Here is a 26,740-nt window from a genome sequence, read left to right as displayed (position 1 = left end):
GGCGCGCCTGCGGCGCGACCGGTGGGCGCGACCTCTCCCGCAAGCGGGAGAGGTTACACCGAGCCTGCGGCAATCGAGTCAACCTAAAGCCATCCCGCCTCAGCATCGCTCTGCGGCCGACGGCGGGGCTACTTGTTGGCGTCGTCCGCCAGCATCTTGCGGTACTTCTCGACGTCGCGCGTCACGAGCTTTTGCAGCACGTCCGGCGCGTGCTCGTCGGGGTCAGGCGCGACGGTCGACAGGTCGGCGAAGCGCTTCTTCACCGCGTCCGTCTCCACCGCCGTGCGCGCGGCGGCGTTCAGCTTGGCGATGACGGCCGGCGGCGTGCCCTTGGGCGCGAACAAGCCGTTCCAACCCTGCGCCTCGAATTCTGGCAGGCCTGCTTCCGCCGACGTCGGCAGGTCCGGGAGCGTGGCGAGCCGCACGGTCGAGCCGACCACCAGCCCCTTCACCAGTTTCTCGTTGATCGATTGCGAGACCGAGGCTGCCGCATCGCAGACGCCGTCGATCTGGCCGCCGACCGCGTCGGTGAGCGCGGGCGCGGCGCCGCGATAACCGATCAGGGTCGCGTCGATCCCGGCAGCCGTAACGAAGCTCTTGCAGATCAGATAGTTCGAGGAGCCCACGCCGGCATGGCCGAGATTGATCTTGCCGGGATTGGCCTTGGCGTAGGCGATGAACTCTTTCAGATCCTTCGCCGGAAAATCCTTGCGCAGCGCGATGATGCCGAACGTCTTCGCCACCATCGCGATCGGCACGAAGGACTCCGGCGTGAACGGCAGTTTTGGATAGATCGTGTAGGTCGCGGCATTGGTGCCGGCATTGCCGATCGCGATGGTGTAGCCGTCGGGTTCGGCCCGGGAGGCCCGCGCCAGCGCGGTCGAGCCGCCGGCCCCCGCAACGTTTTCGATCACGATGGTCTGGCCGAGCGCGATACCCATCTGCTCGGCGACCGCGCGCGCGATCACGTCCGAGGTGCCGCCGGCCGCGAACGGCACGATCATGGTGACGGGACGCTTGGGATAGTCCTGCGCGAAGGCAGAAGTTGCGAACACGACGACCGCGACAGCGGCTGACAGCCGCCTCAGCAGGGAGGAAATCACGCGGCCTTTTCCAGATGCTGGACGAGGCCAGCGAACAAGCCGCGGCCGTCGGTGCAGCCCATGATGTCTTCGACGTGGTTTTCCGGATGCGGCATCATGCCGAGCACGTTGCCCCTGTCGTTGACGATGCCTGCGATCGATTGCGCCGCGCCGTTGATGTTGCTGAGGTCACCGACGGTGCCGTCCGCCGCGCAGTAGCGATAGAGCACCCGCCCCTCGCCTTCGAGCCGCTTGATGGTCTCTTCATCCGCAGCGTAATTGCCCTCGCCATGGGCCACGGGCACACGGATCACCTGGCCGGCGTTATAGCCGCGGGTGAACGGCGTGTCGGAGCGCTCGACGCGCAGATGCACGTCGCGGCAGATGAATTTCAGCCGCGCGTTGCGCATCAGGACGCCCGGTAGCAGGCCGGATTCACAGAGGATCTGGAAACCGTTGCAGACACCCAGCACGAGACCGCCCTTGGCCGCATAGTCGCGCACCGCATCCATCACCGGCGCGCGAGCCGCGATGGCGCCGCAGCGCAGATAATCGCCATAGGAGAAGCCGCCGGGCACCACGACGAGATCGGTCCCCGCCGGCAGCGAGGTCTCGGCGTGCCAGACCATCGCGGGCTCGTGGCCCGAGATCAGCCTCAGCGCCCGCGCCATGTCGCGCTCGCGGTTGATTCCGGGGAACACGAGGATGGCGGCTTTCATGGCAAAGAATCCGACAAGGCTGGAATCGAGGCTGGCCAATGGGCCAATTCGTGAACAGACATAACCATTTGACGGGGATTTTACCAGTGCTAGCGTTGCGGAGCGCCCTTGTACACAGGCCATAGCCACCGCATTTGGCCGCTCGCTTTGCCGGGATCCATGCCATGAACGTCCCGTCGCCGCACACGTCCCTCTCCGAACCGGTATCCGCCGAGGGCGTGGTCGCCGCCGGCGCTTATGTCGATGGCCGCCGAGTCGCCAACATTGCCATCAGCGAAGCCTCCAGCTGGCGGGCCAAACCTGGACACGTGGTCTGGATCGGCCTGCACGAGCCGGACATGGCGCTTCTCGGCGCGGTGCAGACGCAGTTCGATTTGCACGACCTCGCGATCGAGGACGCCAACCACGCCCATCAGCGGCCGAAGATCGAGCAATATGGCGAAGCCCTGTTCATCGTCGCCCGCACCGCGCAACTGATCGAGGGACGCATTGCCTTCGGCGAGACCCACATCTTCGTCGGCGAAGGCTATCTGGTCTCGGTGCGCCACGGCGCGTCGACGTCCTACACGCCGGTGCGCGAGCGCTGCGAGAGCTGTCCGCGGGCGCTCGCCCGCGGCGAGGATTACATCCTCTATGCCATCCTCGATTTCATCGTCGACAATTACTCGCCCGTGCTCGAGAGCATCCACGACGAGGTCGAGAGCATCGAGGACGACGTGCTCTCCAAGCAGATCAGCAAGGCGCAGATCGAGCGGCTCTACATGCTGCGCCGCGACCTCTTGCGACTCAGGACTGCGATCGGCCCGCTGGTGGAGGTCTGCCGCCGGCTCGAGCACGACGACCTGTCGATGGTGCGGCGGGCCATGCAACCGCTGTTCCGCGACGTCACCGACCACGTCCGCAATATCCAGGAACGCATCGACTCCATGCGCGAGGTGCTGGCCTTCGCCTTCGAGGCGAGCCTGCTCGTCGGCCAAGCCCATGAGACGGCGGTGTCCAAGAAGCTCGCGTCCTGGCTCGCGATAATCGCGGTGCCCACGGCGCTGGCCGGCATCTACGGCATGAACTTCAAGCACATGCCGGAGCTGGAATGGGAGTACGGCTACTTCATGCTGCTCGGCGTGATGCTGACCGCCTGCGGCGCGCTGTACTGGCGGTTCCGGCGGGTCGGTTGGCTGTGAGCGCTGCGTTAAGGCGCAGCAACTCCGCTCAACTCGAGCCTGCGCTCGATGTGATCAAGCCTCACGTCAGAACGTCCGAGTATCCCATACACGTTCTGGAGATCCTGCTGCATTGAAATCTGAGGTCCTCGGAGCGCATTTAGCTCGGACTTGATCTCGTCGATCTTGTGATCAACCCGGTCGAGCCTCTGTTGCACTTGCTTGAGAACCTCAAAGATCAACTCGTTGCTGACCTCGGCCATCACTATCTCTCAGCCTTTCATCTCGATCGCATAATTCTCGATCACGGTGTTCGCCAAGAGCTTGTCCGCGGCCTCCTTCAGCGCGGCTTCCGCCTTGGCCTTGTCGGCGCCGGCGAGCTCGATATCGAACACCTTGCCCTGGCGGACGCTGGCGACGCCGTCGACGCCGAGCGACTTCAGCGCGCCTTCGATGGCCTTGCCTTGCGGATCGAGGATTCCCGTCTTCAGGGTCACGGTGACACGTGCCTTCACGTCACAATCCTCTCAGCTCTTCACCAGCACGGGGCCCGAGCCCGCCGGGCGCTCGTTCTCCATGAGGATGCCGAGGCGCTTGGCGACCTCGGTATAGGCCTCGAGCAGGCCGCCGAGATCCCTGCGGAAGCGATCCTTGTCGAGCTTCTCGTTCGACTTGATGTCCCACAGGCGGCAGCTGTCCGGCGAGATCTCGTCGGCGACGATGATGCGCATCATCTCGTTCTCGAACAGTCGGCCGCACTCCATCTTGAAGTCGACGAGGCGGATGCCGATGCCGAGGAAGAGGCCGGTGAGGAAATCGTTGACGCGGATGGCGAGCGCCATGATGTCGTCGATCTCCTGGGGCGTCGCCCAGCCGAAGGCGGTGATGTGCTCTTCCGACACCATGGGGTCGTTGAGCTGGTCGTTCTTGTAGTAGAATTCGATGATCGAGCGGGGCAGCTGCGTGCCCTCCTCGATGCCGAGGCGCTGCGACAGCGAGCCGGCGGCGACGTTGCGCACCACCACCTCGAGCGGCACGATCTCGACCTCGCGAATCAGCTGCTCGCGCATGTTGAGGCGGCGGATGAAATGGGTCGGCACCCCGATGTCGTTGAGGTGCTGAAACAGGTACTCCGAGATCCGGTTGTTGAGGACACCCTTGCCCTCGATCACCTGATGCTTCTTCGCATTGAACGCGGTCGCGTCGTCCTTGAAGTGCTGAATCAAGGTACCCGGCTCCGGACCTTCATAAAGAACCTTTGCCTTGCCTTCATAAATGCGACGCCGACGGCTCATGGGGATGTACCGTGTTTTGTTGAAATCCATGAATCTGGTGTGCTCCGGTTGACGAGGATTGAGACCCACAGCGGAGCTGCCGTGAACAGCCGGGAACCCATTCTTAACCATTGGAAACAGAACGGGAACCAAGCCTTCAGGCAACCTATCCGATTGGCTGTCCGAGCACAATCGATCCGGCCGTCCGGCACCAACTTATACCGCCTTGCCTGCGGCTTAACGGCCCGTTGTTTTGCCGATTCGTGCTATCTATGTAGGCATGCAGCCGGGCCGCCGCAACGGAAGGCGCCCGCGCCATTCAGCAGGGATTTGGAACAAGGTATGAGCCAGTTCGACAAGCGCCAGGAAGGCTTCGAGAAGAAGTTCGCCCTCGACGAGGAGCAGAAGTTCAAGGCGGAGGCCCGCCGCAACCGGTTGCTCGGCCTGTGGGCGGCCGAAAAGCTCGGCATCACCGGTGATGCCGCCACGGCCTATGCCAAGGAAGTGGTCGCGGCCGACTTCGAGGAAGCCGGCGATGCCGACGTCCTGCGCAAGATCACGGGCGATTTCGCCGCCAAAAACGTCGCCGTCACCGAGCAGGCGATCCGCGCCAAGATGAGCGAGCTGCTCGCGGTGGCCGCGGCCGAGGTGAAGGCGGGGAAGTAACGCCAAGTGTCATTCCGGGACGCGCGCCAGCGCGGACCCGGAATCTCGAGATTCCGGATCGCCGCTGTCGCGGCGTCCGGAATGACAGAAAACCAAATCAACCCTCCTTGAAACCATATTCCGGCACGTTGCCGCTGGCGCCGTAATACTTGTACGGCAGGAATTTGCCGCTCATGGTGATCTTGACCCGGTCGCCCTTGGGGTTGGCGACGCGCTCGATGCCCATGTCGAAGTCGATCGCCGACATGATTCCATCGCCGAACTCCTCCTCAATCAGCGCCTTCCAGGCCGGACCGTTCACCATCACCATCTCGTAGAAGCGGTAGATCAGGGGATCGGTCGGCGGCATCGGCGTGCCGGTGCCGCGCATCGGCACCTCGTTGAGCATCGCGACTTCCGCCTTCGACAGGCCGAACAGTTCGCCGGCATTGGCCGCCTGCGGCTTGGTCAGCTTCATCTGGCCCATGATCGCACCGACGATCAGAACCTCGGAATAGCCGCCGATCTTCTCGCAGATGTGCTTCCAGCTCCAGCCCTTCTCGCGCTTGATGTCGAGCAGCTTCTCGGTGAGGTCTTCGCGTTTCATGTCAGGGTCTCCTGTCAGGCGGTGAGTCCGGGACTGGGCCCGGGTATCCAGGTCTGTCTTTGCTCCTCGCCGTTCGCGGCGATCGAGAGGCCGGGCTTGCCGATCTGAACCACCGGCACGTTGCGCGGATCGTGACCGGGCGTCTCGGCGACAAACGTCTTGCTGCGCGTCACCAGGAAATCGATGATGTGGTTGCGCAGCGCGTAGTAGAGCGGGTGGCGGTGCAGGTCGGTGCGGCCGCGGTCGCGCGGCAGCGGGTTCTCGACCACCTCCGCCAGTACTGCGCCGGGACCGTTGGTCATCAGGAAGATCTTGTCGGCGAGATAGATCGCCTCGTCGACGTCATGGGTGATCATGAACGCGGTCTGTCCGGTCTCGAGGCAAATGCGACGGACCTCGTCCTGCAGCGTGCCACGCGTCAGCGCGTCCAGCGCCGAGAACGGCTCGTCCATCAGCATCATCTTCGGCGTGATCGACAGCGCCCGCGCGATGCCGACGCGCTGCTTCATGCCGCCCGACAGCTCCGACGGACGTTTGTGCTCGGAGCCGGACAGGCCGACGAGATCGATGAATTTCTGCGCATGCGCCCGCACCTTGGCGCGGTCCCAGCTGCGCCATTTCGAGCTGACGGCATAGGCGACGTTGCCGAGCACGGTGCGCCAGGGTAGCAGCGCGTGGCTCTGGAAGATCACGGCACGGTCGAGGCTGGTGCCCGAGATCGCCTGCCCGTCGACGATGACGGCCCCCTCGCTCGGCGCATCGAGCCCGGCGAGGATGTTGAGCACCGTGGTCTTGCCGCAGCCGGAATGCCCGATCACGCAGGCGAACTCGCCGCGCGCCATCGACAGCCACAGATCCTCGAAGATGGTGGTGGTCGCGCCGCCCGCTCCCGGATAGCGTTTCGCGATGCCCTCGATCGAGATGAATTTGTCGGACACCGCCGCTACTCCGGAAACGTGACCATGCGCGTGAAACGCGCCAGGATCTGGTCGAGCAGCATGCCGACGACCCCGATCAGGAGGATCGCGATGATGACGTTGGTGATCGACAAATTATTCCACTCGTTCCAGACGAAATAGCCGATGCCGGTGCCGCCAACGAGCATCTCGGCGGCGACGATCACGAGCCAGGCGATGCCGATCGAGATGCGCATGCCTGTCAGGATGGTCGGCGCAGCTGCCGGAAGGATCACGGTGAAGGCACGCCTGATGGTTCCGACCTCCAGCGTCCGCGCGACGTTGATCCATTCCTTGCGGACGCTCGCCACGCCGAACACGGTGTTGAGCAGCATCGGCCAGATCGAGCAGATGAAGATGACGAATATCGCGGAGACCGAGGAATCCTTGATGGTATAGAGCGCGAGCGGCATCCAGGCCAAAGGCGAGATCGGCTTGAGCACCTGGATGAACGGATCGAGCGCCTTGCTCAGCAGCGGCGACATGCCGATCAGGAAGCCGAGCGGAATCGCGACCAGCACCGCCAGCAGATAGCCGGTACCAACCCGCGCGATGGAATAGCCGAGCTGGATTCCGAGCCCCTTGTCGTTCGGCCCGTTGTCGTAGAACGGCCGCTTGAGATGCTCCCAGAGCTTGGCGCCGACATCGAGCGGCCCGGGCATCGCGGATTTGCCTTGTGTGGCCGTCAGCCCCATCAGCTTGGCGTATTCCGGGCTCATCGTCGTCGTCGTGCCGGTCGAGCGCGTGGCGATATGCCAGATGCCGAGGAAAGCGGCGAGCAGCACGATGGAGACGAGGCCGGCTCGAACGCGAAGGGAGGTGTTGTTCATCTCCCTCTCCCCGTTCTTACGGGGTGAGGGGCCTCTCTCCACGCGTGAGATCGTCGAGGGACCTGTACCCCCTCACCCGGATCGCAAGAGCGATCCGACCTCTCCCCGCAAGCGGGGAGAGGTGAAGATAGAGCGCGACCCATCCTCACGACGCCTTCTTGATCTTGAAGCTCGCCAGATAGTCCTCCGGCTTGGCCGGATCGAATGTCTTGCCCATCACCGCGAACGATTTGTAGGCGCTCGCCGGCGGCGACAGGCCCATCTCGGTCATCAGCTTCTTGGTGTCGGTGGCGAGATAGACCTGCTCGGCGACCGCCTTGTAATCGACGTCGCCCTTGATCTGGCCCCAGCGCTTCATCTGCGTCAGCATCCACACCGCGAAGGACTGCCAGGGGAACGGATCGAAATCGACGCGCTTGGCATCGGTCTTCACCCCGCCGAGTCCGTCGGCATAGGTGCCGGTCAGGACCTGCTCCAGCACCGTCACCGGCGCGTTGATGTAGTTCGCCGGCGCGATGGCCTCCGCAATCTGCTTACGGTTCTCCGCCTTCGAGGCATAGGCGGTGGCATCGACGATGGCCCGCGTCAGCGCCGCAAAGCTGTTCGGCGCCGTCGTGATGAACTCGCGGCTTGCAGCGAAGCTGCAGCAGGGATGACCGTCCCAGATCTCCTTCGACAGGATATGCATGAAGCCGACGCCGTCATAGATCGCGCGCTGGCAGATGTTGTCGGGGGCGAGGAAGCCATCGATGTTGTCGGCGCGCAGATTCGCCACCATTTCCGGCGGCGGCACCGAGCGCAGCTGCACGTCGGTATCGGGATCGAGTCCGTGCTCGGCGAGATAATAGCGCAACAGATAATTGTGCATGGAATAGTCGAAGGGGATGGCGAACTTCATTCCCTTCCAGTCCTTCGGGTCGCGCTTGTCCTTGTGCTTCATCGCGAGCGTGATGCCCTGCCCGTTGATATTCTCGATCGCAGGGACGGTGAACGGGATGGCGTTGGCGCCGAGGCCGAGCGAGATCGCGATCGGCATCGGGGCCAGCATGTGCGCGGCGTCGTATTCCTTGTTGATGGTCTTGTCGCGGATCACCGCCCAGCCGGCGGTCTTCACCACTTCGACGTTGAGACCGTGCTTGGCATAGAAGCCCATCGGCGCCGCCATGATGATCGGCGTCGCGCAGGTGATCGGGATGAAGCCGACCTTGAGGTCCTTCTTCTCGGGCGCGCCGGCCTGCGCAAAGACTTCGGTGGCCGTCTTGATCGGGAAGAATTGCGACAGTGCGGCGAGCGCGGTCGAGGCTCCGACCGATTTCAGGAACGCGCGGCGCGCCACGTCCTGCGGGAACATCGCGCGCATCACCGCGGATGCGACGACGCCTTCATAGCGCTTCTCCTCGCTCTCAATGGGCTCGCAGCGCAGGGCGGTCGCCTGCTCATGCTCCGCCGCCGAGCGGTGCTGGCCACAGGCGCAGCCGGCTTGAAGCTTGCGATCGGAATCAAACGGATTGTCGAACGTGGACATCGGCCCTCCTGCGCGTCGTTGCAGGAGCAATGACGCAAGGAGCATGCCACACCCTGCCTGCCGGCCACGGCGTTGATGACGCAGCACTTTCGTCAACGCTTGGCCACTACGAAAATTCGTGATACACGAAATTTCGTAGCTCAATGACGAGATTTCGTAATGGCGATGATGCCAATGACGTTCCCCGATGAGGTGGCGCCTGCCGACCCCCGCGTCGCAGCGTTTGAAGCCTCAGTCGAGGCGACACTGCTGATCGATCCCTTCAGCGACCAGATCGTCGATGCCAATCCCGCCGCCTGCACCCTGCTCGGCTACGACCGCGCCCTGCTGCGGCAGACCAGAGCGAGCACCCTGCACGCCGGCGAGCTGCCGGCCCTCACCGTCTTCACCCAAGCCGTGCTGCACAAAGGCGCCTATTGGACCACGGCGCTCAATCCTCGCCATGCGACCGGACAGGCTCTCCGGCTGGAATATGCCGGCTGCCTGCTGCCGCATGACGGCCGCTCGCTGCTGCTGCTCACGCTGACCGATCTCGAAGCGCGCCGGCGCCGCAATGTCGACGCCGCTGCCGAGGACCATATGCGCGGCGGCATCGCCACCTGGCAGCGGGTCGAGCGCGTGTTCCAGGACATCGAGCGCGAGAACCAGCTGATCCTGCGCGCCGCCGGCGAAGGCATCTATGGCGTGAACGCGGAAGGCAAGACCACCTTCGTGAACCCCGCGGCCGAGCGCATGCTTGGCTGGACCGCCGAGGAGCTGGTCGGCAAGGAAATCCATCCGATCGTGCACCACACCCATCACGACGGCCGGCACTATCACAACCATGACTGCCCGATCTATGCAGCGTTCCGCGACGGCGCCGTGCACCAGGTCGACGGCGAGGTGTTCTGGCGCAAGGACGGCTCGCCGGCCTGGGTCGAATACACCTCGACGCCGATCCGCGACCGCGGCATCGTGGTCGGCGCGGTCGTCGTATTCCGCGACGTCAGCCAGCGCCGCGAGGCCGACGAGAAGCTGCACGCGGCCCTTGCCGAGGTCGACCGGCTGCGCGAGCGGCTGGAGCTGGAGAACGCCTATCTCCAGGAGGAGATCCGCATCGAGACCAATCCCCGCGGCATCATCGGCGGAAGCGAAGCGATCCAGAAGACGCTGCGCCAGGTCAAGCTGGTGGCCCCGACCACCGCGGCGGTGATGATCACCGGCGAATCCGGCACCGGCAAGGAGCTGATCGCGCGCGCCATCCACGAGGATTCCACGCGCAGCGACCGGCCGCTGATCCGCGTCAACTGCGCCGCGATCCCGCGCGAATTGTTCGAGAGCGAGTTCTTCGGCCATGTCCGCGGCGCCTTCACCGGTGCAATGCGCGACCGCATCGGCCGCTTCGAGCTCGCCGACGGCGGCACGCTGTTCCTCGACGAGGTCGGCGAGATCCCGCTCGAACTGCAAGGCAAGCTGCTGCGCGTGTTGCAGGAAGGCAATTTCGAGCGCGTCGGCGAGGAGCGCACCCGCGCGGTCGACGTCCGCGTCATCGCAGCGACCAACCGCGACCTCAAGCAGGAGGTGCAGCGCGGCCGTTTCCGCGAGGACCTCTATTTCCGCCTCAACGTCTTCCCGATCGAGACCGTGCCCTTGCGCGAACGGCGCGAGGACATTCCCCTGCTCGCCCAGCATTTTCTGACGCGCGAGAGCAAGGCGCTGAAATCCAACCTGCGCCTGTCGGAGGGCGATGCGCGGCGGCTGACCCGCTACGACTGGCCCGGCAATGTCCGCGAATTGCAGAACGTGATCGAGCGCGCCGCGATCCTGTCGCAGAACGGCCGCCTGCGCATCGACTTGCCCGATGCCTCCAGCGCGCACGCACCGGCCGGCGCCGCGCGTCAAAAGGCCGACGCGCGTCCGGCAATCATGACCTCGGCGGAAATGCGCGAGCACGAGCGCGCCAACATTCTCGCCGCGCTCGAGGCCTGCGCCGGAAAAGTGTTCGGCCCCGGCGGCGCGGCCGAGATGCTCGACCTCAAGCCCACCACCTTGGCCTCACGGATCAAGGCGCTGGGAATTGCGCCTCGTCCGCGGGCCACTCAAGCAGGATGGTCTTGATTGGACCGATGTGAGACGGGGACCTCTCCCGAAGGGAGAGGTCGGATGGCATCGAAAGATGCGATCCGGGTGAGGGCTTACGGTCTCACCAAATTCAGCGCCCCCTCACCCGGATTGCTCAGGCGCGCACTGCGCGCCATAGCAACCCGACCTCTCCCCGTTGGGGAGAGGTGGACGAACACTGCGGCGGCTGGCGGCTCAAGCCGCCTTGGTCGTCACGTCAGACGCAATCGGCAAGCCCTGCTCGATCGGCAGCGAGGGATCGCGCGACCATTCGTTCCAGGAGCCGAAATACATCCGCACGTCCTTCACGCCCGCATTCTTGAGCGCGAGGAAGGTGTTCGAGGCGCGCGCGCCCTTGAAGCAATACAGGTACACCGGCGTGCTCGGCGTGATCCCGACGGTGGCGCATTCCGCCAGGATCTCGTCCTTGGACTTGAAGCGCGGGCCTTCCGCGGTCGGCTTCATCATGCGATACCATTCCAGCCAGACGGCACCGGGGATGCGGCCCTTGCGCGGGCAGAAATCCTTGCCGTAGGGCGAAGAGCTGTCGCCGATCCACTCGTCGACGTCGCGGACGTCGAGGATCGCGATGCCGGGCTTGCCCACGGCGGCGAGCATGGTCTTGGCATCGATCAGGATCTCGCCGGCTTCGGGCACGATCGAGAACGAGGCCTTGGCAGGCGTCGGCACCTCCTTGGTCACCGGGAATCCCGCGGCCGACCAGGCATCGAATCCGCCATGCAGCACCTTCACTTTGGGATAGCCGAGCATGGTCAGCAGGTAATAGCCACGGCAGGACTGGCCGAAGCCCGAGTTCATCGACTGCTCGTAGACCACGGCCGTTTCCTTGCCGGACAGGCCGGCGGCGCCGAACGCGTCGGCGAACTTGGTCTTGAGCTCGGCCATGCCCTCCGGCGTCGAGGTCGCGAGGAACGTGAAGATCTCATGCACGTTGACGGCGCCAGGCAGATGGCTGGCGGCGTAGGCGTCGGGATTGCGGGTGTCGATCACGACACACGGCTCGGTCTTCAAGAGATCGGCAAGTTCGACGGCAGTGATCAGGACGTCAGTCATGGCAGCCTCTCCGTTGAGGTTGGGGGTCTTTGGGTGGACTCGTAGAACTCAGGTGTCGGCGAGCATCTTGCGCAGCTGCTTGGTGGCCGGCGTGACGATCGCAACGAAATAGGCCTCGCGCAGCCGCCGCTGCGCGCGGTGGCCCTTGAGGTAGCCGCGCGCGCCACAATGCAGCATCGCCGCATGCGCCGCCGCGACGCTGGCCTCGCCCGCGCGCAGGCGGAGCGCGATCACCTTGCGCCAGTAGGTCTCCTCCTCGTTGTAGGGATCGCGCGCCAGCATCATCGTCTCGGCCTCGAGCTCGGCGGCGAGTTCGTTGAAATGCACCGGCTGCTGCGGCAGATAGCGGTTGATGTGCCCGAGGGGTGCATCGACCTCGCCCATGATGTTGATGCAATCCTTGATCACCCCGAGCGCCATACCGGCCTGCAGCAGGATGAAGCCGGCGCGGATCTTCTTGACGAAGGGCGCGGCGGGATCGGCCAGGATCAGCTCATCAGGCACGAACACGTCGCGGAACTGCACGCCATAGGTGCCGGTGCCATCCATGGCGAGGAACGGCTTGCAAGGCGTGAGCGTGATCGCGGGGTCCGAGCAGTCGGCGAGGAACATCACGGTGCCCGGCGCGCCACTTGCGCTGCCCGGCTCGTCCTCACGCTCGAAGATGGTGCCGAAATAATGGTCGGGGCCGAGATTGGAGACCCAGGGCAGCGCACCGCGCACGATGTAGCCGCCCTCGACCTTGCGGCCTTTCAGCTTCAACTTCTCGATGCCGAAAAAGCTCTTCATGGGATTGGAGAGCCCGGTGCCGCCAAGCACGCGACCGGTCGAGAAGGCATCGCCGAAGCGCTTTGCGAGCTTCGCGTTGGTCGAGTTCGCCGCGTACCAGACCAGCGTATTCTGGCACCAGGCCATGAAGGCCGTGGCCCCGCAGACCTCCCCGATCGCCGCCATCGCCTGGATCGCGCAGCGCAGATCGGCGGGGCCTTCGTGCGGCACGTGGCTGCCCCACGCCCCGACCGAGCCGAACTTGCGCAGCACCTCGGCCGGATAGACCGTGCCCTCGTCGATCCCGGCGGCGAGCGGCGCGAGCTCTTCGCGCGCGATCCGCGCCACCTCGCCCGCAATGGACGGTGCGGGTTGATCCAGAACGTCGGCCCGCGATAAAGCCAGTGAACTCATGATCGTCTCCCGCACCCTGTCCTGATTGCCGCCTGCTAGATGCCGACCTCGAGATTGACCGGCCGGGTGAAGGTGTTGGCGACCGGCGACCATTTCTTCACATGCGTCACCAGCGCGTTGATCTCCTCCGGCGAGATGCCCTCGCATTCCATGTCGACCTTGACGCGCACGTCCGTGAAGCCGACCGGCTTGTCGGAGGTGTCGCCGGTGCCCCAGACCGCGGTGATGTTGAGATCGCCCTCGAGCTCGAGCTCCAGCTTGTTGACGGTCCAGCCGCGATGCACGGCGTTGGCGTGCAGGCCGACCGCAAGGCACGAGCCGAGCGCGGCCAGCGAGGCCTCCGACGGATTTGGCGCGGTGTCGTCACCCAAAAGACCCGGCGGCTCGTCGACGATGTAGGGCGGCAGGTTGCGGATGTAGTTGGCGTGGCGGAACTTGCCTTCCGCGACCGTCTTGCACTTCAAGGTCTTGATGACCTTCGGATTCGCCTTGCCATTGGCGATCAGTTGCTCGAGGCCATTCTTGTCGATGGGTGCGAGGCAACCCGTCAGCACTGTCTTCTGAACGACGGCAGTCATCAATCTTCTCCCTGGCAGAAGTGGAATTCGGTAGGATACCGAACGGTCTGTTTCCTTGCATGGAGCGTGCCAGAGCCGGCGAAAAACAAAACACGAGGCTTTGGAGCCGCTTAAGCTTCCCTGCCTGCGGATTGATCGGCTGCTTCTTGCTCAAACGCGATGCAGCTAGGGCAGGCTTTGCGAATTTTTTCAGCGCCAAACAGATGCGGCTTGCTGATGCGGCACGGCTGCGGGTAAGTTCGAGTCCATGGCAAAGACGTCATCGAAGAAGAATTCGCCCCACGCCGCTGCCGGCGACGACGAATCCGCACGCGGCCGCCTTCTCAACGCCGCGACGCATCTGTTCTGCAAGAACGGCATCAACGCCACCGGCATCGATGCGATCATCGAGGAGGCCGGCACCGCGAAGACCACGCTCTACAAATTGTTCGGCTCCAAGACCAACCTCGTCAACGCCGTGCTGGAGAGCGAAGGCAAGCAGTGGCGCGAATGGTTCATCGGCGCCATGGAAGACGGCGGCGGCGATGCGCAGGCGAAGCTCACGCGCATCTTTCCCGCGCTGAAGAGCTGGTTCGCGGAGGAGCGCTTCTACGGCTGCCCCTTCATCAACGCCGTCGGCGAGCACGACAAGGATGCCAAGCAATTCCGCAATATCGCGCTCAAGCACAAGAAGATCGTGCTCGGCCATATCGAGAAGCTCGCCGGCGAGCTCGGCTCGGCCGAGCCCGCGGTGCTGGCGCACCAGCTCGGCCTCATCATCGACGGCGCCATCGTCGCCGCGATGATCTCGCGCGATCCGGGTGTCGCCGATACGGCGGCACTCACGGCAGGTCCCCTGCTCGGACAGTCGAAAAGCAAGAAAAAGCGCGCCGAGCAATTGGAGACCGCTTGACGTCCCCTGCCGTTCCCGAGCGTCGGGCCGCCGCTCGCGCGGCCGAAAACAGCCCGATTTAACTTTCCATCAAGTACGCTTGCGATCGTGGAACCGCCGTAAAGGCCGCTTTAGGACCCTTCGCCGTCTATCCGCGGGCGAAAGGGATTTCGGGAATGCTGTCCGACGCTGGACAATACAGCTTGCCACGCTGGCGCCTGATGCGGTGGTTGACTGACGTCGGACCGGACGTGCCGGCCGACATCCGTTCCGCACTGGTTGCCCAGCTGTTCGGCGCGGTCCCGATCTTTGCGGGCGGCGCCATCAATTCGGTCGCCATCGCGGCCATCGTCGCCTATCGCATGCAGACGCCGCTGCTGATCGCATGGTTCGTGCTCGAGCTCGTGATCTGCCTTGCGCGTCTGGCGATCTTGCTCGCGGCGCATCGAGCGATCCGGCTGCACCGGCCGACCCCGACCGATCTCCATCTCCTGTTCTCGATGGCCTGGAGCCTCAGCCTCGGCCTGGGCGCGGTGGCAAGCATTGCGAGCGGCGACTGGCTGGTGGCGATGCTGTCCTGCATGTCCACGGCCGCCATGATCGGCGGCATCAGCTTCCGCAACTTCGGCGCACCCCGATTTGCCGGGCTCATGATCCTGATCAGCCTCGGCCCCGTCGTCCCCTACATCGCTTTGCTCAACGAGCCGGTGCTCTACATCGTGATCTACCAGATCCCGATGTACCTCGCCGCGATGACTGGCGCGGCCTTCCGGCTCAACAGGATGCTGCTCACCACCATGCGGGCCGAGCGGGAGAACAGCCGCCGCGCGCACCACGATGCGCTCACGGGACTGCTGAACCGCGCCGGCCTGGTCGATGCGCTTGAAGCGAAGCTCGCAGCGTCCAGGCGCGATGGGCTCCCCTTTGCCTTGTTCTTCTCCGATCTGGACGCGTTCAAGCCGGTCAACGACACGTTCGGGCACGCCGCCGGCGACGCCGTACTCAAGACCGTCGCCGACCGACTGCGCGAAGCGGTGCCCGGGGCAACCGCCATCGCGCGGATGGGCGGCGACGAATTCGTCGTACTGGTGGATGGCGTCACGGCCGAGCAGGCACTGGCGACGGGCGAGCGCATCGTCGGCGAGATCGCCAAGCCGTGCCAGCTCGATAGCGAAACCTCCGTCCCCCTCGGTGCCAGCGTCGGCATTTCGATGTCGCCGGACCATGGTTTGGAGGTGGACGAGTTGCTTGCGGTCGCGGATGCCGCCCTCTACGAGGCCAAGTCGGGCGGCAAGTCGCGCTGCTGCCTGGCTTCGGTCGACATGGGGATTGCGGTGCTGCGCCGGCTTCGGCACACGGGCAAGCGCGTCGCCCAGGAGACGAGCGCCGCCGCCTGAGCGCCAGACGCTCTCTGCTTTTCCTGGACAAACGGTAGCAAGCCGCTCGACCGGCCCAGGACATCAAGGCGGGAATGACTCTCGTCGGCGGCAAGTTCGTGTTTCAGCGCTGAACCGGCGCCGAAGCATCTATTTCATCGGACGTGAATCGCTGCCGGGTTTGGTCTCGAGCTTGTGAAGCTCTGCCTGAGCTGCGGCCCATTCCACAAAGCGCTTTGGACATTCGTCCGCGGCGGCGCGCAACAGCCGTACGGCTTGATCAGCTTCCTGCTCCAGCCCCAGCTCGCCGACATAAAAATTTGCTTCGCAGAGCTGCTCCCTTGTTTTTTGCGCGGAGATGTCTTGCGCAGACTTGAGCAAGGCTTCAAAACTTATCTCGCCCAGGAAGAAACGAACGATGGGCGCGGGCCAACGCGACGCATCGATCAGCTTGGCGGCATCACCGAGCTCACGCCCGCTGCCGCTCTTTCGCTGCACGAGATCGAGCCACAGATGCGTATAGGCATCCTTCCGGTCCAGTTCGCTCGATCGACGGAGGTCGGCAAGTGCCTCTGGCAGATGGCCGGATTGGAAGTGGAGGGCCCCACGCAAGCGGTGGATTGCGGGGGTACCGGGATTGATCTCGATGGCCAGGTCGAGATTCGACAATGCCTTTCCGAGATCGCCTCGAACCTGAAAAACCCTGGCACGGCCGATATAGGGCCGCGGGTCCTTCGAGCTAAGCTCGACCGCGCGGTCGAAGTCGGCCAATGCGAGATCGACCTGGCCGCGTGCGAGATAGATGTCGCCCCGGCAGACTTGGCCCATCCAATGGTCTGGCCCGATCTCGATCGCCCGCCCACAATCGGCCAAGGCGCGATCCGGCTCGCCTTTCGTCTCATAGGCAAAGCTGCGGCCGATACGGGCATGGACATTGTCGGGATGGATCAGAAGGGCCCGGTCATAGTCGGCGATGGCACGATCGACATCGTCCTTCAGATAAAGCCGCGCACGCCCAAGATACGCATAGGTATTCCTGGGGTCGAGCTCGATGGCCTTGTCGTAATCCGCAAGCGCGGCTTCGCTGTCGCGTCTCTGGACGTATATGGAAGCTCGATAAAGGCGCGCGTTCACATTGCCCGGATCGCGCTCGATGATCTGGCTGTAGTCCGCAATCGCAAGGTCGACCTCACCCTTCTGGTGATAGAACATGGCGCGGCGGAAGCGGGCCATGACGACGCCTTGCTTTGTGCCCGTCGCCGCCTCGATAATGGCGGTGCAGCCCGCAATGCGGTCATCGATACTGAAATTTCCGACCGCGTTGCACTTGGAGGCCAATGGCATCTCGGCGCGGGCGCCTGATATGTCGAACAGGATACTCAGCGCCACGACACCGAAGCTTGCCGCACAAACTCGTGCGCGGCCCACGATTCCAACCATGTCGTCCCCACTCCATTCCCGGGGACTTCATAGCAACCTATCGTGTGCCTGCACAGCCCTCGGTTGCGGACTTGCAGGCGGCGGGTCCGTCTGGCCCAACGTTCGACTAAAAGCCGTGCCGCCTAGCTGCTCTTCACCTGACGCACCGGCGGCGGCTTCCAGGTCCCGTTGATGATCGAGGGCGACTTTTCGTTGGGCCAGTACATGCGCAGCATCAGCACGAACTTGCCCGCGGGCGCAGGAAGCCAGTTGCTCTCCCTGCCGGGCCCCGGGTTGTCCTTCTGGATGTAGAGATCGACCGAACCATCCGGATTGGCTTTGAGGTTCTGGCGGGCGCTGATGGACTGGCGATTGATCGGATTGGCGACGAAGAAATAGTTCTCGTCATACATCGTCAGTGACCAGAAGCCGCCGACCGGTGGAAGCTGACCCTTCGGAAACCGCATGACGTATTTGTTGCTGCCGACATACTCCTTCCCGTCGGCGTCCTTCTGGGATGTCGGATAGCACGCGTCCTGAATCCGGTTGGCGCCAAGGCCGATGGCGGTGACCAGGGCGCGGTTGAAATAATTGGTGCCGTAGACACCCGCTTCGGCGTCGAAGGCCCAGCCGTTGACGTTCCTGATCGCCTTGTTGACCTTGAACTGGAGCATGATGCGGTCGAATGCCACCTGGGGGACCCGCTTGGCGAAGGCAGCATCGAATTGGCCCGCGTCGAAATCCTTGCCGGGGATAAGACCGATCTTTGCGAATTTGGCGACCTCCGACGCATCCGCGGCGGCCGGCGGATTGCGCTTCATCAATTGCGCGAGAAGCGTGAAATAGGTGGCGGCGTCCATGCGGTTGACCTGGTCGCGAACGGCCGTCTTCATGTCGATCGACGCATCGGCCTTGCCTGCCGGGGGCGAGTAGGACTTGCCGTAGGCGCTGAGAGGAAAGAGCTTGAACTCGTCCTGCGCCGCATGCACGGCCGCGTAATCTTCCGGCGTGCCGGTGCAGTAAATCCGGCCCAAAATCCAAACCATGCTCGTGGGCGATTTGTATTCCTTGATGCCGGCGGGAAGCGTTCCTTTCCAGCCCGGGCCGGTGATCGCGTAGGTCTGCGCCTTGGTGCCGGTGGTGCGCTTGCCCGGCACCTGGAAGACGTTGGTCCAGCCGTCCAGCATCGGAAACAGGAAGTACCGGTCCTTCATGTCGGGCATGCTCAGGATCCAGGGCTCGTCTCCGACGTCGATCCAGGCGGTCGTGTAGAGGGTGTCGGCATTGGGCGCCGTGACATCCTTGAAGCTGGCATCCGGATATTTGCGCAGCTTGACGAACTGCCCCATCGGCCCGCGCGTGCCCTGCGGCGCCGCAACGTTGGTCATGACCCGCCGGGTCATCTCCATCGTCACAAGCGGATAGCCGTAGACATAGGCGTCCTGAGCGAGCCAGAAATCTTCGCCGCCTTCCAGGGCCCTGATGACGGGACCGTCGAACTCGGCGCGGGCGCTTCGGGACATCGCAAACGCCGACATGGCGGCGCTGAAGGCAGCAAGTGCTTGGCGACGGCTGATCGACATCTCGAACCCTCCCTGTTGCGCACAAAGCGTAGGCGGCGGAGTTTCCCGGTCTTTGATATGCATCAAGGAAGATGGATGGTGCGCGGGCGCCGTGTCCGGCGTTGCATCGGTGAGCGGGTAAGTGGGCGAAGGCGGGTTGATCGGCAGGTGAGCACGAACCAGCGAAAAAAGAAGAGCGACTGCGCCGTCATAATGCAGTGCCGTAGCCCGCATGAGCGCAGCGACATGCGGAAGCTTTCCAGGATATCGCTTCGCTCATCCGGGCTACGAATATCTCGTCGAATGGGCAAAGGCGCACAGCGCCGTGCCCATCTTCTCTTGATCATCAGCGAGAGACGGTGGGCACGCTTTCCGCTTCACTCACCCTACGAGACGGCGCGAAATCTACGCGCTCTGCTCGATCATCCCCTGCAGCCGCACCAGCTCCGCCTCCAGATCGCGCTCCACATCCACTGCCCGGATGTCGAGCACGCGATAGTCCCGCGCCTCAAGCCAGCTCCGCCGGCCCGCGCGGTCCGCCGCGATCGCCTCGCCCTCGCCCGGGTTGACCAGCTCGATCGCGATCCGGTGCGGGAAGGAGACGAAGTCCGGGATATGGCGCCCCACCGGCGTCTGCCGCTTGAACCCGCCTGCGAAGCGGCGGTCGCGGGTCAACGCCTGCCAGAGCAGGCGCTCGGCGTCGGTCGGGTTGCGGCGGAGCAGGCGGGCAAGGCCGCGCACGGTCGAGCCGCTGTCGGGCACGCCGCCGCCCTGCCCGTGTTCGGCCAGCAACGCGCGCAGGCGCGTGGCCTGCTCGCCGTCGAGCACGCCGCCCTTGGCCGGGCCCTTGCGCCCCTCCGCGATCGCCATGATCACGCCGTGCAGCGTGTGCATGTCCTGCTTGGTCGGCTCCATCCGGGTGAAGATGTTGCGCAGGTTCACCAGCATGGTGTCGCGCTTCTCGGCGGGCCGCAAAAATTCCACCTTGTCGAGCTCGCGCACGAGGTTGTCGAAGAACGCCTGCATCTGGTGCTGGGAGGCGCGCTCGGAGCGCTCCGGCATGGCGTGCGGCAGCGCGCCGGAGGTGGCGCGTTTGAACCATTCATAGCCGACCAGCAGCACGGCCTGGGCGAGGTTGAGAGAGGCAAAGCCCGGGTTGACCGGGAAGGTGATGATGCGGTTGGAGAGCCCGACTTCCTCGTTGGTCAGGCCCCAGCGCTCCCGGCCGAACAGGATGCCGGCCTTCCCTCCTGTGGCGACGTGACCGGCGATCTCGGCCGCCGCGGCCTCCGGCCCGACCACCGGCTTGGCCTGGTCGTGGGGGCGCGCGGTGGTGGCGAACAGGAGGTCGAGGTCGGCGACGGCCTCTTGCACCGTGCCGAACAATTCGACCCTTTCGAGGATGTGGTCGGCGCCGGCGGCGGCCCGCTGTGCCGCGACGTTGGGCCAGCCGTCCCTGGGATTGACGATGCGAAGCCGGCCTAGCGCAAAGTTGCCCATGGCGCGCGCGGCCATGCCGATGTTCTCGCCGAGCTGCGGCTCGACCAGGATGACGATGGGCCCGTCGAGGGAAAGGCCCGCCTTGCTCTTGTCAGTCCCCGACATCTCGCTTCGCTTTCACACTGTCTCTCAAGGCCCCGGCAAGGCCCTCTTCAGGAATTGATTCAAGCCGGCCATTCGAACCGGTCATTCGAAACGGTCATTCGAAACGGTCTTGGGCCGGCTCGGGCGCTGTCCGCCTGTCGTTTGCCTGTCCTGACGAAATTCTCAAGGGAAATAACGACTTGGATTCGACTTTTGAATCGCGCCGGGAACGCGACCCGAAGGGCTTGCCGAGCGCCGGCCCGCCGCTCCCCGCCTGCGCAAGCTGGATGAGCTAAAAGTGCATAATCCCTTGGCTTTCGCCCGCCGCGCGGTGGTGCTAAGAGGCGGCGGATATTCCAGCTGGCGCGCGACGAGCGCCGTTCCCAAGAGGCTTCCCCGATCATGGCAAAAATCAAGGTATCCAATCCCGTCGTCGAACTCGATGGCGACGAGATGACCCGGATCATCTGGCAGTACATCAAGGACAAGCTGATCAACCCGTTCCTGGATGTCGAGCTGCTCTATTTCGACCTGGGCATGGAATACCGCGACCACACCAATGATCAGGTCACGATCGACGCGGCCGAGGCGATCAAGAAGGTCGGCGTCGGCGTCAAGTGCGCCACCATCACCCCGGACGAGGCCCGGGTGAAGGAGTTCAATCTCAAGCAGATGTGGAAGTCGCCGAACGGCACCATCCGCAACATCCTCGGCGGCGTGATTTTCCGCGAGCCGATCATCTGCAAGAACGTGCCGCGCCTGGTTCCCGGCTGGACCAAGCCGATCATCATCGGCCGCCACGCCTATGGCGACCAGTACCGCGCCACCGATTTCAAGTTCCCCGGGAAGGGCACCCTGTCGATGAAGTTCGTCGGCGAGGACGGCACCGTGATCGAGAAGGAAGTGTTCAAGGCCCCCGATGCCGGCGTCGCGATGGGAATGTACAATCTCGACGACTCCATCATCGACTTCGCCCGCGCCTCATTCAATTACGGCCTGCTGCGCGGCTACCCGGTGTACCTGTCGACCAAGAACACGATCCTCAAGGTCTATGACGGCCGCTTCAAGGACATCTTCCAGGAGATCTTCGACAAGGAGTTCAAGAAGGACTTCGACGCCAAGGGCCTGACCTACGAGCACCGCCTGATCGACGACATGGTGGCCTCGGCGCTGAAATGGTCCGGCGGCTATGTCTGGGCCTGCAAGAACTACGACGGCGACGTGCAGTCCGACACCGTCGCGCAGGGCTACGGCTCGCTCGGCCTCATGACCTCCGTGCTGCTCACGCCCGACGGCAAGACCGTGGAAGCCGAAGCCGCTCATGGCACGGTGACCCGCCATTACCGCGAGCACCAGAAGGGCAAGGAGACCTCGACCAACTCGATCGCCTCGATCTTCGCCTGGACCCGTGGCCTCGCCCACCGCGCCAAGCTCGACAACAATGCCGAGCTGGCGAAGTTCGCCAACACGCTGGAGAAGGTCTGCGTCGACACCGTCGAGGCCGGCTACATGACCAAGGACCTCGCGCTCCTGGTCGGCGCCGACCAGCGCTGGCTCTCGACCACCGGCTTCCTCGACAAGGTCGCCGAGAACCTGACGAAAGAGCTGGCGGCCTGAGCCGTCCGCAATTTCGCCCGACTGGGCCAGGCATGATCAAGGGCCACGCCAAGCGTGGCCCTTTTTCTTTTCCATGGCCCTCGCGCGGAGAAGCGACCATGCCGATCAAGCCAGCCATCCCATGCCTGCTCTTGCTCGCCGCCATGGCGGGGCAAGCCAGAGCCGCAGACCGGCTTCCCGCGGCCATCGCCGCACCGGGTGAGACCGTCGTGCTCAGCGTCCACGCCGAGGGTGCGCAGGTTTATGAGTGCAAGGCCGGCGCCGACGGCAAGCTCGCCTGGGCCTTCCGCGAGCCGATCGCGACGCTTCTCTCGGACGGCAAGACCATCGGCCGCCACTATGCCGGGCCGAACTGGGAGCACGCCGACGGCAGCGCGGTGACCGGCAAAGCCGTCGGCAGCGCGCCGGGCGCGACCGCAGCCGACATTCCCTGGCTGAAGCTGGACGTCATCGCTCACCGCGGCAGCGGCGTGCTCACGCCCGTGACCACCGTCCAGCGCATCCACACCTATGGCGGCCAGCTCGCCGGCGCCTGCGACAAGGCCGGCGAGTTCAGAAGCGCGCCTTACGCAGCCGATTATGTGTTCCTGAAGAAAGGCTGACCGCTCACCGGTCGGCGCCTTGCTCTTCGGCCTGCGCCAGCTCGGCCAGCGCGAGATCGCCGGTGTCGGCGAGCCTTGCCTTGGCGGTTTCGTGAACGTGGTCGGCGAGTGTCGGCATGCGCTCGATCAAGGCGTGAAAATCCTGCGCGTCGAGCACGAGCAGGCGCGTCTTACGCGTCGCCGTCACCGTGCCGCTGCGCTTGGTCTTGTGCAAGAGCGCGATCTCTCCGAAGAAGGTGCCGTCGCCGAGGCGCACATGCTGGCTCGGCAGCGCGATCTCGACCTCGCCGGCGGTGATGAAATACATCGACGAGGCCGCGTCGCCCCGCCGGACCAGGACCTCGCCCTGCTCGATGGTGCGCGCGCGCAAGAGCCGCATGATGTCGGCGATCTCCGCGGCGGTGAGGTGCGAGAACAGCGGCACCCGCGCCAGCATGCCCCAGGTGACCACAAAATCGCGCCGCTTCACCTCTTCGGCGAAGGCGGTCGAGATGATCGCGACCGGCAGCGCGATCATGGCAAAGCCGGCGGTGATGGCGAAGGTCGAGACGAACTTGCCGAGCGGCGTCACCGGCACGACGTCGCCATAGCCGACGGTGCCGAGCGTCACGATCGCCCACCACATCGCCTGCGGGATGGTGCCGAGCTTGTCGGGCTGAACGTCGCGCTCGATGGCGTAGAGCAGCGAGGCGAAGGTCAGCACCGCGCCGATCAGGATGACCACGCAGCCGATCAGCGCGCGACGCTCGGCATGCACGGCCGCGAGCAGCGAGCGCATCGCCGGGGAATAGCGGATCAGCTTGAAGAACGGCAGCACGCCGAGCGCCGCCAGCGTCGCATGCTCGCCGGTGGCGAGCACGATCGCCGCAGGCAGGAACGCCATGAGGTCGATGATGCCGAGCGCCGAGCAGGCATAGCCGAGCCGGTCGGACAGCGCCGAGCCCTTGCGCTGGGTGTGGCCGGCGACGGTCCACAGCCGCGCCGCATATTCCAGCGCGAACACGATCACCGACAGGATGGTGATGCCCGCGAACAGCGCGCCGAACCGCGCGTCCAGCTCCGGCACCGAGGCGAGGATCATCGCGGCCACATTGAGCACGATGACCCCGATGATCAACTGGATGAAGCGCGACCCGGCCGAATAGGCCAGCGGATCGTGCTCCAGCAATTCGTAGAGGCGATCCCGCAGATCGGGATCGCGAAGCCCACGTCCGCGCGGAACGGGGCGCATGCCGGCTTACGCGCCCGCGATCGCTTTTTCGATCGCCGCGAGCGCCTCGGACGCCTTGGCACCGTCGGGGCCGCCGGCCTGCGCCATGTCGGGCCGGCCGCCGCCGCCCTTGCCGCCGAGCGCCTCGGAGGCGATGCGCACCAGATTCACGGCGTTGAATCGCGTGGTGAGGTCCGGCGTGACACCCACGACCACACCGGCCTTGCCATCCTCGGTGACGCCGACGATGGCAACGACGCCGGAGCCGATCTGCTTCTTGGCCTCGTCGGCGAGGCTCTTGAGATCCTTCATCTCGATGCCTTCCACGGCCCGCGCCATCAGCTTGACGCCACCGGCCTCGCGCACGCCGCTCGCCGCGCCGTTGCTCGCAGCTGCGCCGCCGCCCATCGCCAGCTTCTTGCGGGCGTCGGAGAGCTCGCGCTCGAGCTTCTTGCGCTCCTCCATCAGCGCGGCGATGCGCGCCGGCACGTCGTCCACGGAGGTGCGCAGCTCGCCCGCCGCGGTCTTCGCCAGCGCCATGGTCTCGTTGGCGTGCCGGCGGGCATAATTTCCGGTCAGCGCCTCGATGCGGCGCACGCCCGAGGCCACCGCGCTCTCGCCCGTCAGCGTGATCAGGCCGATGTCGCCGGTGCGCCGCACATGCGTGCCGCCGCAGAGCTCGACCGACCAGCCGAGCATATTGGCGCCGCGCTCACGCGCGGTCCTGCCCATCGAGACGACGCGGACCTCGTCGCCGTATTTCTCGCCGAACAGCGCGCGCGCCCCGGCCTCGCGGGCCTCGTCGACGCCCATGATGCGCGTGGTCACCTCGTCGTTCTCCAGCACCACGTCGTTGGCGATGTCCTCGACACGCGACAGCTCCTCGGCCGTGATCGGCTTCGGATGCACGAAGTCGAAGCGCAGGCGATCCGGCGCGACCATCGAGCCGCGCTGGGCGATGTGATCGCCGAGCACCTGGCGCAGCGCCTCGTGGATGATGTGGGTCGCCGAGTGATGCGCGCGGATGGTCGAGCGCCTGGAATGATCGACCTCGAGCTGCAGCGCGGTGCCGAGCCTGACTTCGCCGCTCTCGACCGTGCCGATATGGACGAAGAGATCGCCGAGCTTCTTCTGCGTATCGGTGACGCGGACCTTGATGCCGCCCTCGCCCGAGAGCACGCCGGTGTCGCCGACCTGGCCGCCGGACTCCGCATAGAACGGCGTCTGGTTCAGCACGATCGCGCCCGTCTCTCCGGCCTTCAGGCTCGTGACCTCGGCGCCGTCCTTGACCAGCGCGGAGACCACGCCCTCGGCGCTCTCGGTCTCGTAACCCAGGAATTCGGTGGCGCCGAGCTTCTCGCGCAGCGGAAACCAGATCGCCTCGGAAGCGGCCTCGCCCGAGCCCTTCCAGGATTCGCGCGCCTTGGCCTTCTGCCGCTCCATGGCGTCGGTGAACGAGGCCTGGTCGACGCCGATGCCGCGCGACTTCAGCGCGTCCTGGGTCAGGTCGAGCGGGAAGCCGTAGGTGTCGTACAGCGTGAAGGCGACGTCGCCGTCGAACATGTCGCCCTTCTTAAGGCCCGCGCTCTTCTCGTCGAGAATGGCAAGGCCCCGCGACAGCGTCTTGCGGAAGCGGGTCTCTTCCAGCCGCAGCGTTTCCTCGATCAGCTTTTCCGCGCGCATCAATTCGGGATAGGCCTGGCCCATCTCGCGGACCAGCGCCCAGACCAGCCGGTGCATCAGCGGCTCCTTGGCGCCCAGCAGCTGCGCATGACGCATCGCCCGGCGCATGATCCGGCGCAGCACGTAGCCGCGGCCCTCGTTCGAGGGCAGCACGCCGTCCGAGACCAGGAAGGCCGAGGAGCGTAAGTGGTCGGCAATGACGCGGAACGAGGCGACGGTCTGCTCGGTCGGGCCGCTGCCGAGCGCGGACGCGGTCGCGTCGATCAGGTTCTTGAACAGGTCGGTCTCGAATACGCTCTCGACGCCCTGGAGGATGCAGGCCATGCGCTCCAGGCCCATGCCGGTGTCGATCGAGGGACGCGGCAAGCCGACGCGCTCCTCCTTCGTCACCTGCTCGTATTGCATGAACACGAGATTCCAGAATTCGAGGAAGCGGTCGCCGTCCTCTTCCGGCGAGCCCGGAGGCCCGCCCCAGATGTGCTCGCCGCGGTCGATGAATATCTCCGAGCACGGGCCGCACGGACCGGTGTCGCCCATCGCCCAGAAATTGTCCGAGGTCGGGATGCGGATGATGCGATCGTCGGAGAAGCCGGCGATCTTCTTCCACAGCCCCGCCGCCTCGTCGTCGGTGTGATAGACCGTGACCAGCAGCTTGTCCTTCTTCAGGCCGAACTCGGTCGTGATCAGCTTCCAGGCGAGCTCGATCGCGCGCTCCTTAAAGTAATCGCCGAACGAGAAATTGCCGAGCATCTCGAAGAAGGTGAGATGGCGCGCGGTGTAGCCGACATTGTCGAGGTCATTGTGCTTGCCGCCGGCGCGCACGCATTTCTGCGAAGTGGTGGCGCGCTGATAGGGCCGCTTCTCGACGCCGGTGAAGACGTTCTTGAACTGCACCATGCCGGCATTGGTGAACATCAGCGTCGGGTCGTTGCGCGGCACGAGTGGCGAGGACGCCACGATCTCGTGGCCGTTCTCGGCAAAGAAGTTCAGAAAGGTCGACCTGATCTCGTTGACGCCGCTCATGTTCATCCAATCGGGTGTGCTTGGACCCGCTGTCCTGCCGTCCGAACCGGAACGTTAAGGC

At 64.8% G+C, this 26,740-nt stretch carries 24 protein-coding genes; 7 read left to right on the top strand and 17 right to left on the bottom strand.

The genetic code is table 11. The features are described 5' to 3' along the window. Nucleotides 1-128: 128 nt before the first annotated feature. Both AC3WLX_RS20680 and purQ read right to left on the bottom strand, forming a co-directional pair. Nucleotides 129-1,103: a tripartite tricarboxylate transporter substrate binding protein BugD gene (locus tag AC3WLX_RS20680; protein WP_492337380.1), complete on the bottom strand. Its 975-nt coding sequence runs from the start codon at nt 1,101-1,103 to the stop codon at nt 129-131. Continuing rightward, a complete protein-coding gene (gene purQ / locus AC3WLX_RS20675) occupies nt 1,100-1,801 on the bottom strand; it encodes a phosphoribosylformylglycinamidine synthase subunit PurQ (RefSeq protein WP_492337379.1) in 702 nt (233 codons plus the stop codon). The genes AC3WLX_RS20680 and purQ overlap by 4 nt, the downstream gene beginning before the upstream one ends. 164 nt (nt 1,802-1,965) lie before the next feature. Here purQ and AC3WLX_RS20670 point away from each other — a divergent pair, with 164 nt between their 5' ends. Next, a complete protein-coding gene (locus tag AC3WLX_RS20670) occupies nt 1,966-2,982 on the top strand; it encodes a magnesium and cobalt transport protein CorA (protein ID WP_492337378.1) in 1,017 nt (338 codons plus the stop codon). A gap of 8 nt (nt 2,983-2,990) precedes the next feature. Here the strand turns inward: AC3WLX_RS20670 and AC3WLX_RS20665 are convergent, their stop codons facing one another. The 3 genes from AC3WLX_RS20665 to purC are packed head-to-tail and all read right to left on the bottom strand — an operon-like array spanning nt 2,991 to nt 4,256. Beyond that, nucleotides 2,991-3,224, bottom strand: a complete 234-nt coding sequence (locus AC3WLX_RS20665; protein WP_291628838.1) for a hypothetical protein — start codon at nt 3,222-3,224, stop codon at nt 2,991-2,993. Between the two features lie 9 nt (nt 3,225-3,233). Beyond that, nucleotides 3,234-3,476 carry a phosphoribosylformylglycinamidine synthase subunit PurS gene (gene purS, locus AC3WLX_RS20660; protein WP_027548637.1) on the bottom strand — a complete coding sequence of 81 codons (243 nt, stop codon included), beginning with the start codon at nt 3,474-3,476 and terminating at the stop codon, nt 3,234-3,236. Nucleotides 3,477-3,488: 12 nt separating this feature from the next. Next, nucleotides 3,489-4,256 (bottom strand): phosphoribosylaminoimidazolesuccinocarboxamide synthase, encoded by a 768-nt coding sequence (gene purC / locus AC3WLX_RS20655; protein ID WP_008974302.1) that lies wholly within the window; start codon nt 4,254-4,256, stop codon nt 3,489-3,491. Nucleotides 4,257-4,577: 321 nt separating this feature from the next. Here purC and AC3WLX_RS20650 point away from each other — a divergent pair, with 321 nt between their 5' ends. Then, nucleotides 4,578-4,901, top strand: coding sequence for a DUF1476 domain-containing protein (locus tag AC3WLX_RS20650; protein ID WP_291629951.1), 324 nt, complete (start codon nt 4,578-4,580; stop codon nt 4,899-4,901). A 97-nt stretch (nt 4,902-4,998) separates the two neighbouring features. Here AC3WLX_RS20650 and cynS read toward each other — a convergent pair whose 3' ends face one another. The 4 genes from cynS to AC3WLX_RS20630 form a co-directional block, all read right to left on the bottom strand. Then, on the bottom strand, nt 4,999-5,487 hold the full coding sequence (gene cynS, locus AC3WLX_RS20645; RefSeq protein WP_275514609.1) for a cyanase: 489 nt from the start codon (nt 5,485-5,487) through the stop codon (nt 4,999-5,001). Nucleotides 5,488-5,501: 14 nt separating this feature from the next. Beyond that, nucleotides 5,502-6,425 (bottom strand): ABC transporter ATP-binding protein, encoded by a 924-nt coding sequence (locus tag AC3WLX_RS20640; RefSeq protein ID WP_291629955.1) that lies wholly within the window; start codon nt 6,423-6,425, stop codon nt 5,502-5,504. 5 nt (nt 6,426-6,430) lie between these two features. Next, nucleotides 6,431-7,273: a nitrate ABC transporter permease gene (ntrB, locus tag AC3WLX_RS20635; RefSeq protein WP_291629957.1), complete on the bottom strand. Its 843-nt coding sequence runs from the start codon at nt 7,271-7,273 to the stop codon at nt 6,431-6,433. A gap of 145 nt (nt 7,274-7,418) precedes the next feature. After that, complete coding sequence (locus tag AC3WLX_RS20630) at nt 7,419-8,798, bottom strand: CmpA/NrtA family ABC transporter substrate-binding protein (RefSeq protein WP_492337377.1); 1,380 nt, start codon at nt 8,796-8,798, stop codon at nt 7,419-7,421. 168 nt (nt 8,799-8,966) lie between these two features. Between AC3WLX_RS20630 and AC3WLX_RS20625 the strand changes: the two genes are divergently transcribed. Beyond that, nucleotides 8,967-10,895 (top strand): sigma-54 interaction domain-containing protein, encoded by a 1,929-nt coding sequence (locus AC3WLX_RS20625; protein WP_492337901.1) that lies wholly within the window; start codon nt 8,967-8,969, stop codon nt 10,893-10,895. 198 nt (nt 10,896-11,093) lie between these two features. On the opposite strand, the gene AC3WLX_RS20620 is transcribed toward AC3WLX_RS20625, so the two are convergent. Genes AC3WLX_RS20620 through AC3WLX_RS20610 form a run of 3 tightly spaced genes read right to left on the bottom strand, consistent with a single transcriptional unit; the run spans nt 11,094 to nt 13,732 of the window. Further along, the gene (locus tag AC3WLX_RS20620; protein WP_492337376.1) at nt 11,094-11,972 is read right to left on the bottom strand and encodes a sulfurtransferase; all 879 of its coding nucleotides are present in this window, start codon (nt 11,970-11,972) and stop codon (nt 11,094-11,096) included. Between the two features lie 48 nt (nt 11,973-12,020). Further along, nucleotides 12,021-13,154: an acyl-CoA dehydrogenase family protein gene (locus tag AC3WLX_RS20615; RefSeq protein WP_492337375.1), complete on the bottom strand. Its 1,134-nt coding sequence runs from the start codon at nt 13,152-13,154 to the stop codon at nt 12,021-12,023. A gap of 35 nt (nt 13,155-13,189) precedes the next feature. Then, on the bottom strand, nt 13,190-13,732 hold the full coding sequence (locus tag AC3WLX_RS20610; RefSeq protein WP_291625018.1) for an OsmC family protein: 543 nt from the start codon (nt 13,730-13,732) through the stop codon (nt 13,190-13,192). Between the two features lie 247 nt (nt 13,733-13,979). Between AC3WLX_RS20610 and AC3WLX_RS20605 the strand changes: the two genes are divergently transcribed. Further along, on the top strand, nt 13,980-14,624 hold the full coding sequence (locus AC3WLX_RS20605) for a TetR/AcrR family transcriptional regulator (protein ID WP_291625016.1): 645 nt from the start codon (nt 13,980-13,982) through the stop codon (nt 14,622-14,624). 155 nt (nt 14,625-14,779) lie between these two features. Next, nucleotides 14,780-16,000: a diguanylate cyclase gene (locus AC3WLX_RS20600; RefSeq protein ID WP_492337374.1), complete on the top strand. Its 1,221-nt coding sequence runs from the start codon at nt 14,780-14,782 to the stop codon at nt 15,998-16,000. Between the two features lie 129 nt (nt 16,001-16,129). Here the strand turns inward: AC3WLX_RS20600 and AC3WLX_RS20595 are convergent, their stop codons facing one another. The 3 genes from AC3WLX_RS20595 to AC3WLX_RS20585 all read right to left on the bottom strand — a co-directional run bounded on the left by AC3WLX_RS20595 (nt 16,130) and on the right by AC3WLX_RS20585 (nt 20,565). Continuing rightward, entirely contained in the window at nt 16,130-17,368 is a 1,239-nt protein-coding gene (locus tag AC3WLX_RS20595; protein WP_492337373.1) for a tetratricopeptide repeat protein, read from the bottom strand. 173 nt (nt 17,369-17,541) lie between these two features. Beyond that, nucleotides 17,542-18,981 carry a DUF1254 domain-containing protein gene (locus AC3WLX_RS20590; protein WP_492337372.1) on the bottom strand — a complete coding sequence of 480 codons (1,440 nt, stop codon included), beginning with the start codon at nt 18,979-18,981 and terminating at the stop codon, nt 17,542-17,544. Between the two features lie 384 nt (nt 18,982-19,365). Further along, nucleotides 19,366-20,565, bottom strand: coding sequence for a TrmJ/YjtD family RNA methyltransferase (locus AC3WLX_RS20585; protein WP_492337371.1), 1,200 nt, complete (start codon nt 20,563-20,565; stop codon nt 19,366-19,368). A 381-nt stretch (nt 20,566-20,946) separates the two neighbouring features. Here AC3WLX_RS20585 and AC3WLX_RS20580 point away from each other — a divergent pair, with 381 nt between their 5' ends. Next, nucleotides 20,947-22,161 carry an NADP-dependent isocitrate dehydrogenase gene (locus AC3WLX_RS20580; RefSeq protein WP_454645910.1) on the top strand — a complete coding sequence of 405 codons (1,215 nt, stop codon included), beginning with the start codon at nt 20,947-20,949 and terminating at the stop codon, nt 22,159-22,161. A 98-nt stretch (nt 22,162-22,259) separates the two neighbouring features. Further along, nucleotides 22,260-22,763 (top strand): DUF3455 domain-containing protein, encoded by a 504-nt coding sequence (locus AC3WLX_RS20575; RefSeq protein ID WP_492337370.1) that lies wholly within the window; start codon nt 22,260-22,262, stop codon nt 22,761-22,763. A 4-nt stretch (nt 22,764-22,767) separates the two neighbouring features. On the opposite strand, the gene AC3WLX_RS20570 is transcribed toward AC3WLX_RS20575, so the two are convergent. After that, nucleotides 22,768-23,994, bottom strand: coding sequence for a cyclic nucleotide-gated ion channel (locus AC3WLX_RS20570; RefSeq protein WP_492337369.1), 1,227 nt, complete (start codon nt 23,992-23,994; stop codon nt 22,768-22,770). 6 nt (nt 23,995-24,000) lie between these two features. Continuing rightward, nucleotides 24,001-26,679, bottom strand: a complete 2,679-nt coding sequence (alaS, locus tag AC3WLX_RS20565; RefSeq protein WP_492337368.1) for an alanine--tRNA ligase — start codon at nt 26,677-26,679, stop codon at nt 24,001-24,003. Nucleotides 26,680-26,740: the final 61 nt, after the last annotated feature.

The sequence above is a fragment of the Bradyrhizobium sp. FW305-F6 genome (assembly GCF_058782905.1).
This window is presented reverse-complemented; position numbering and strand designations above follow the sequence as displayed.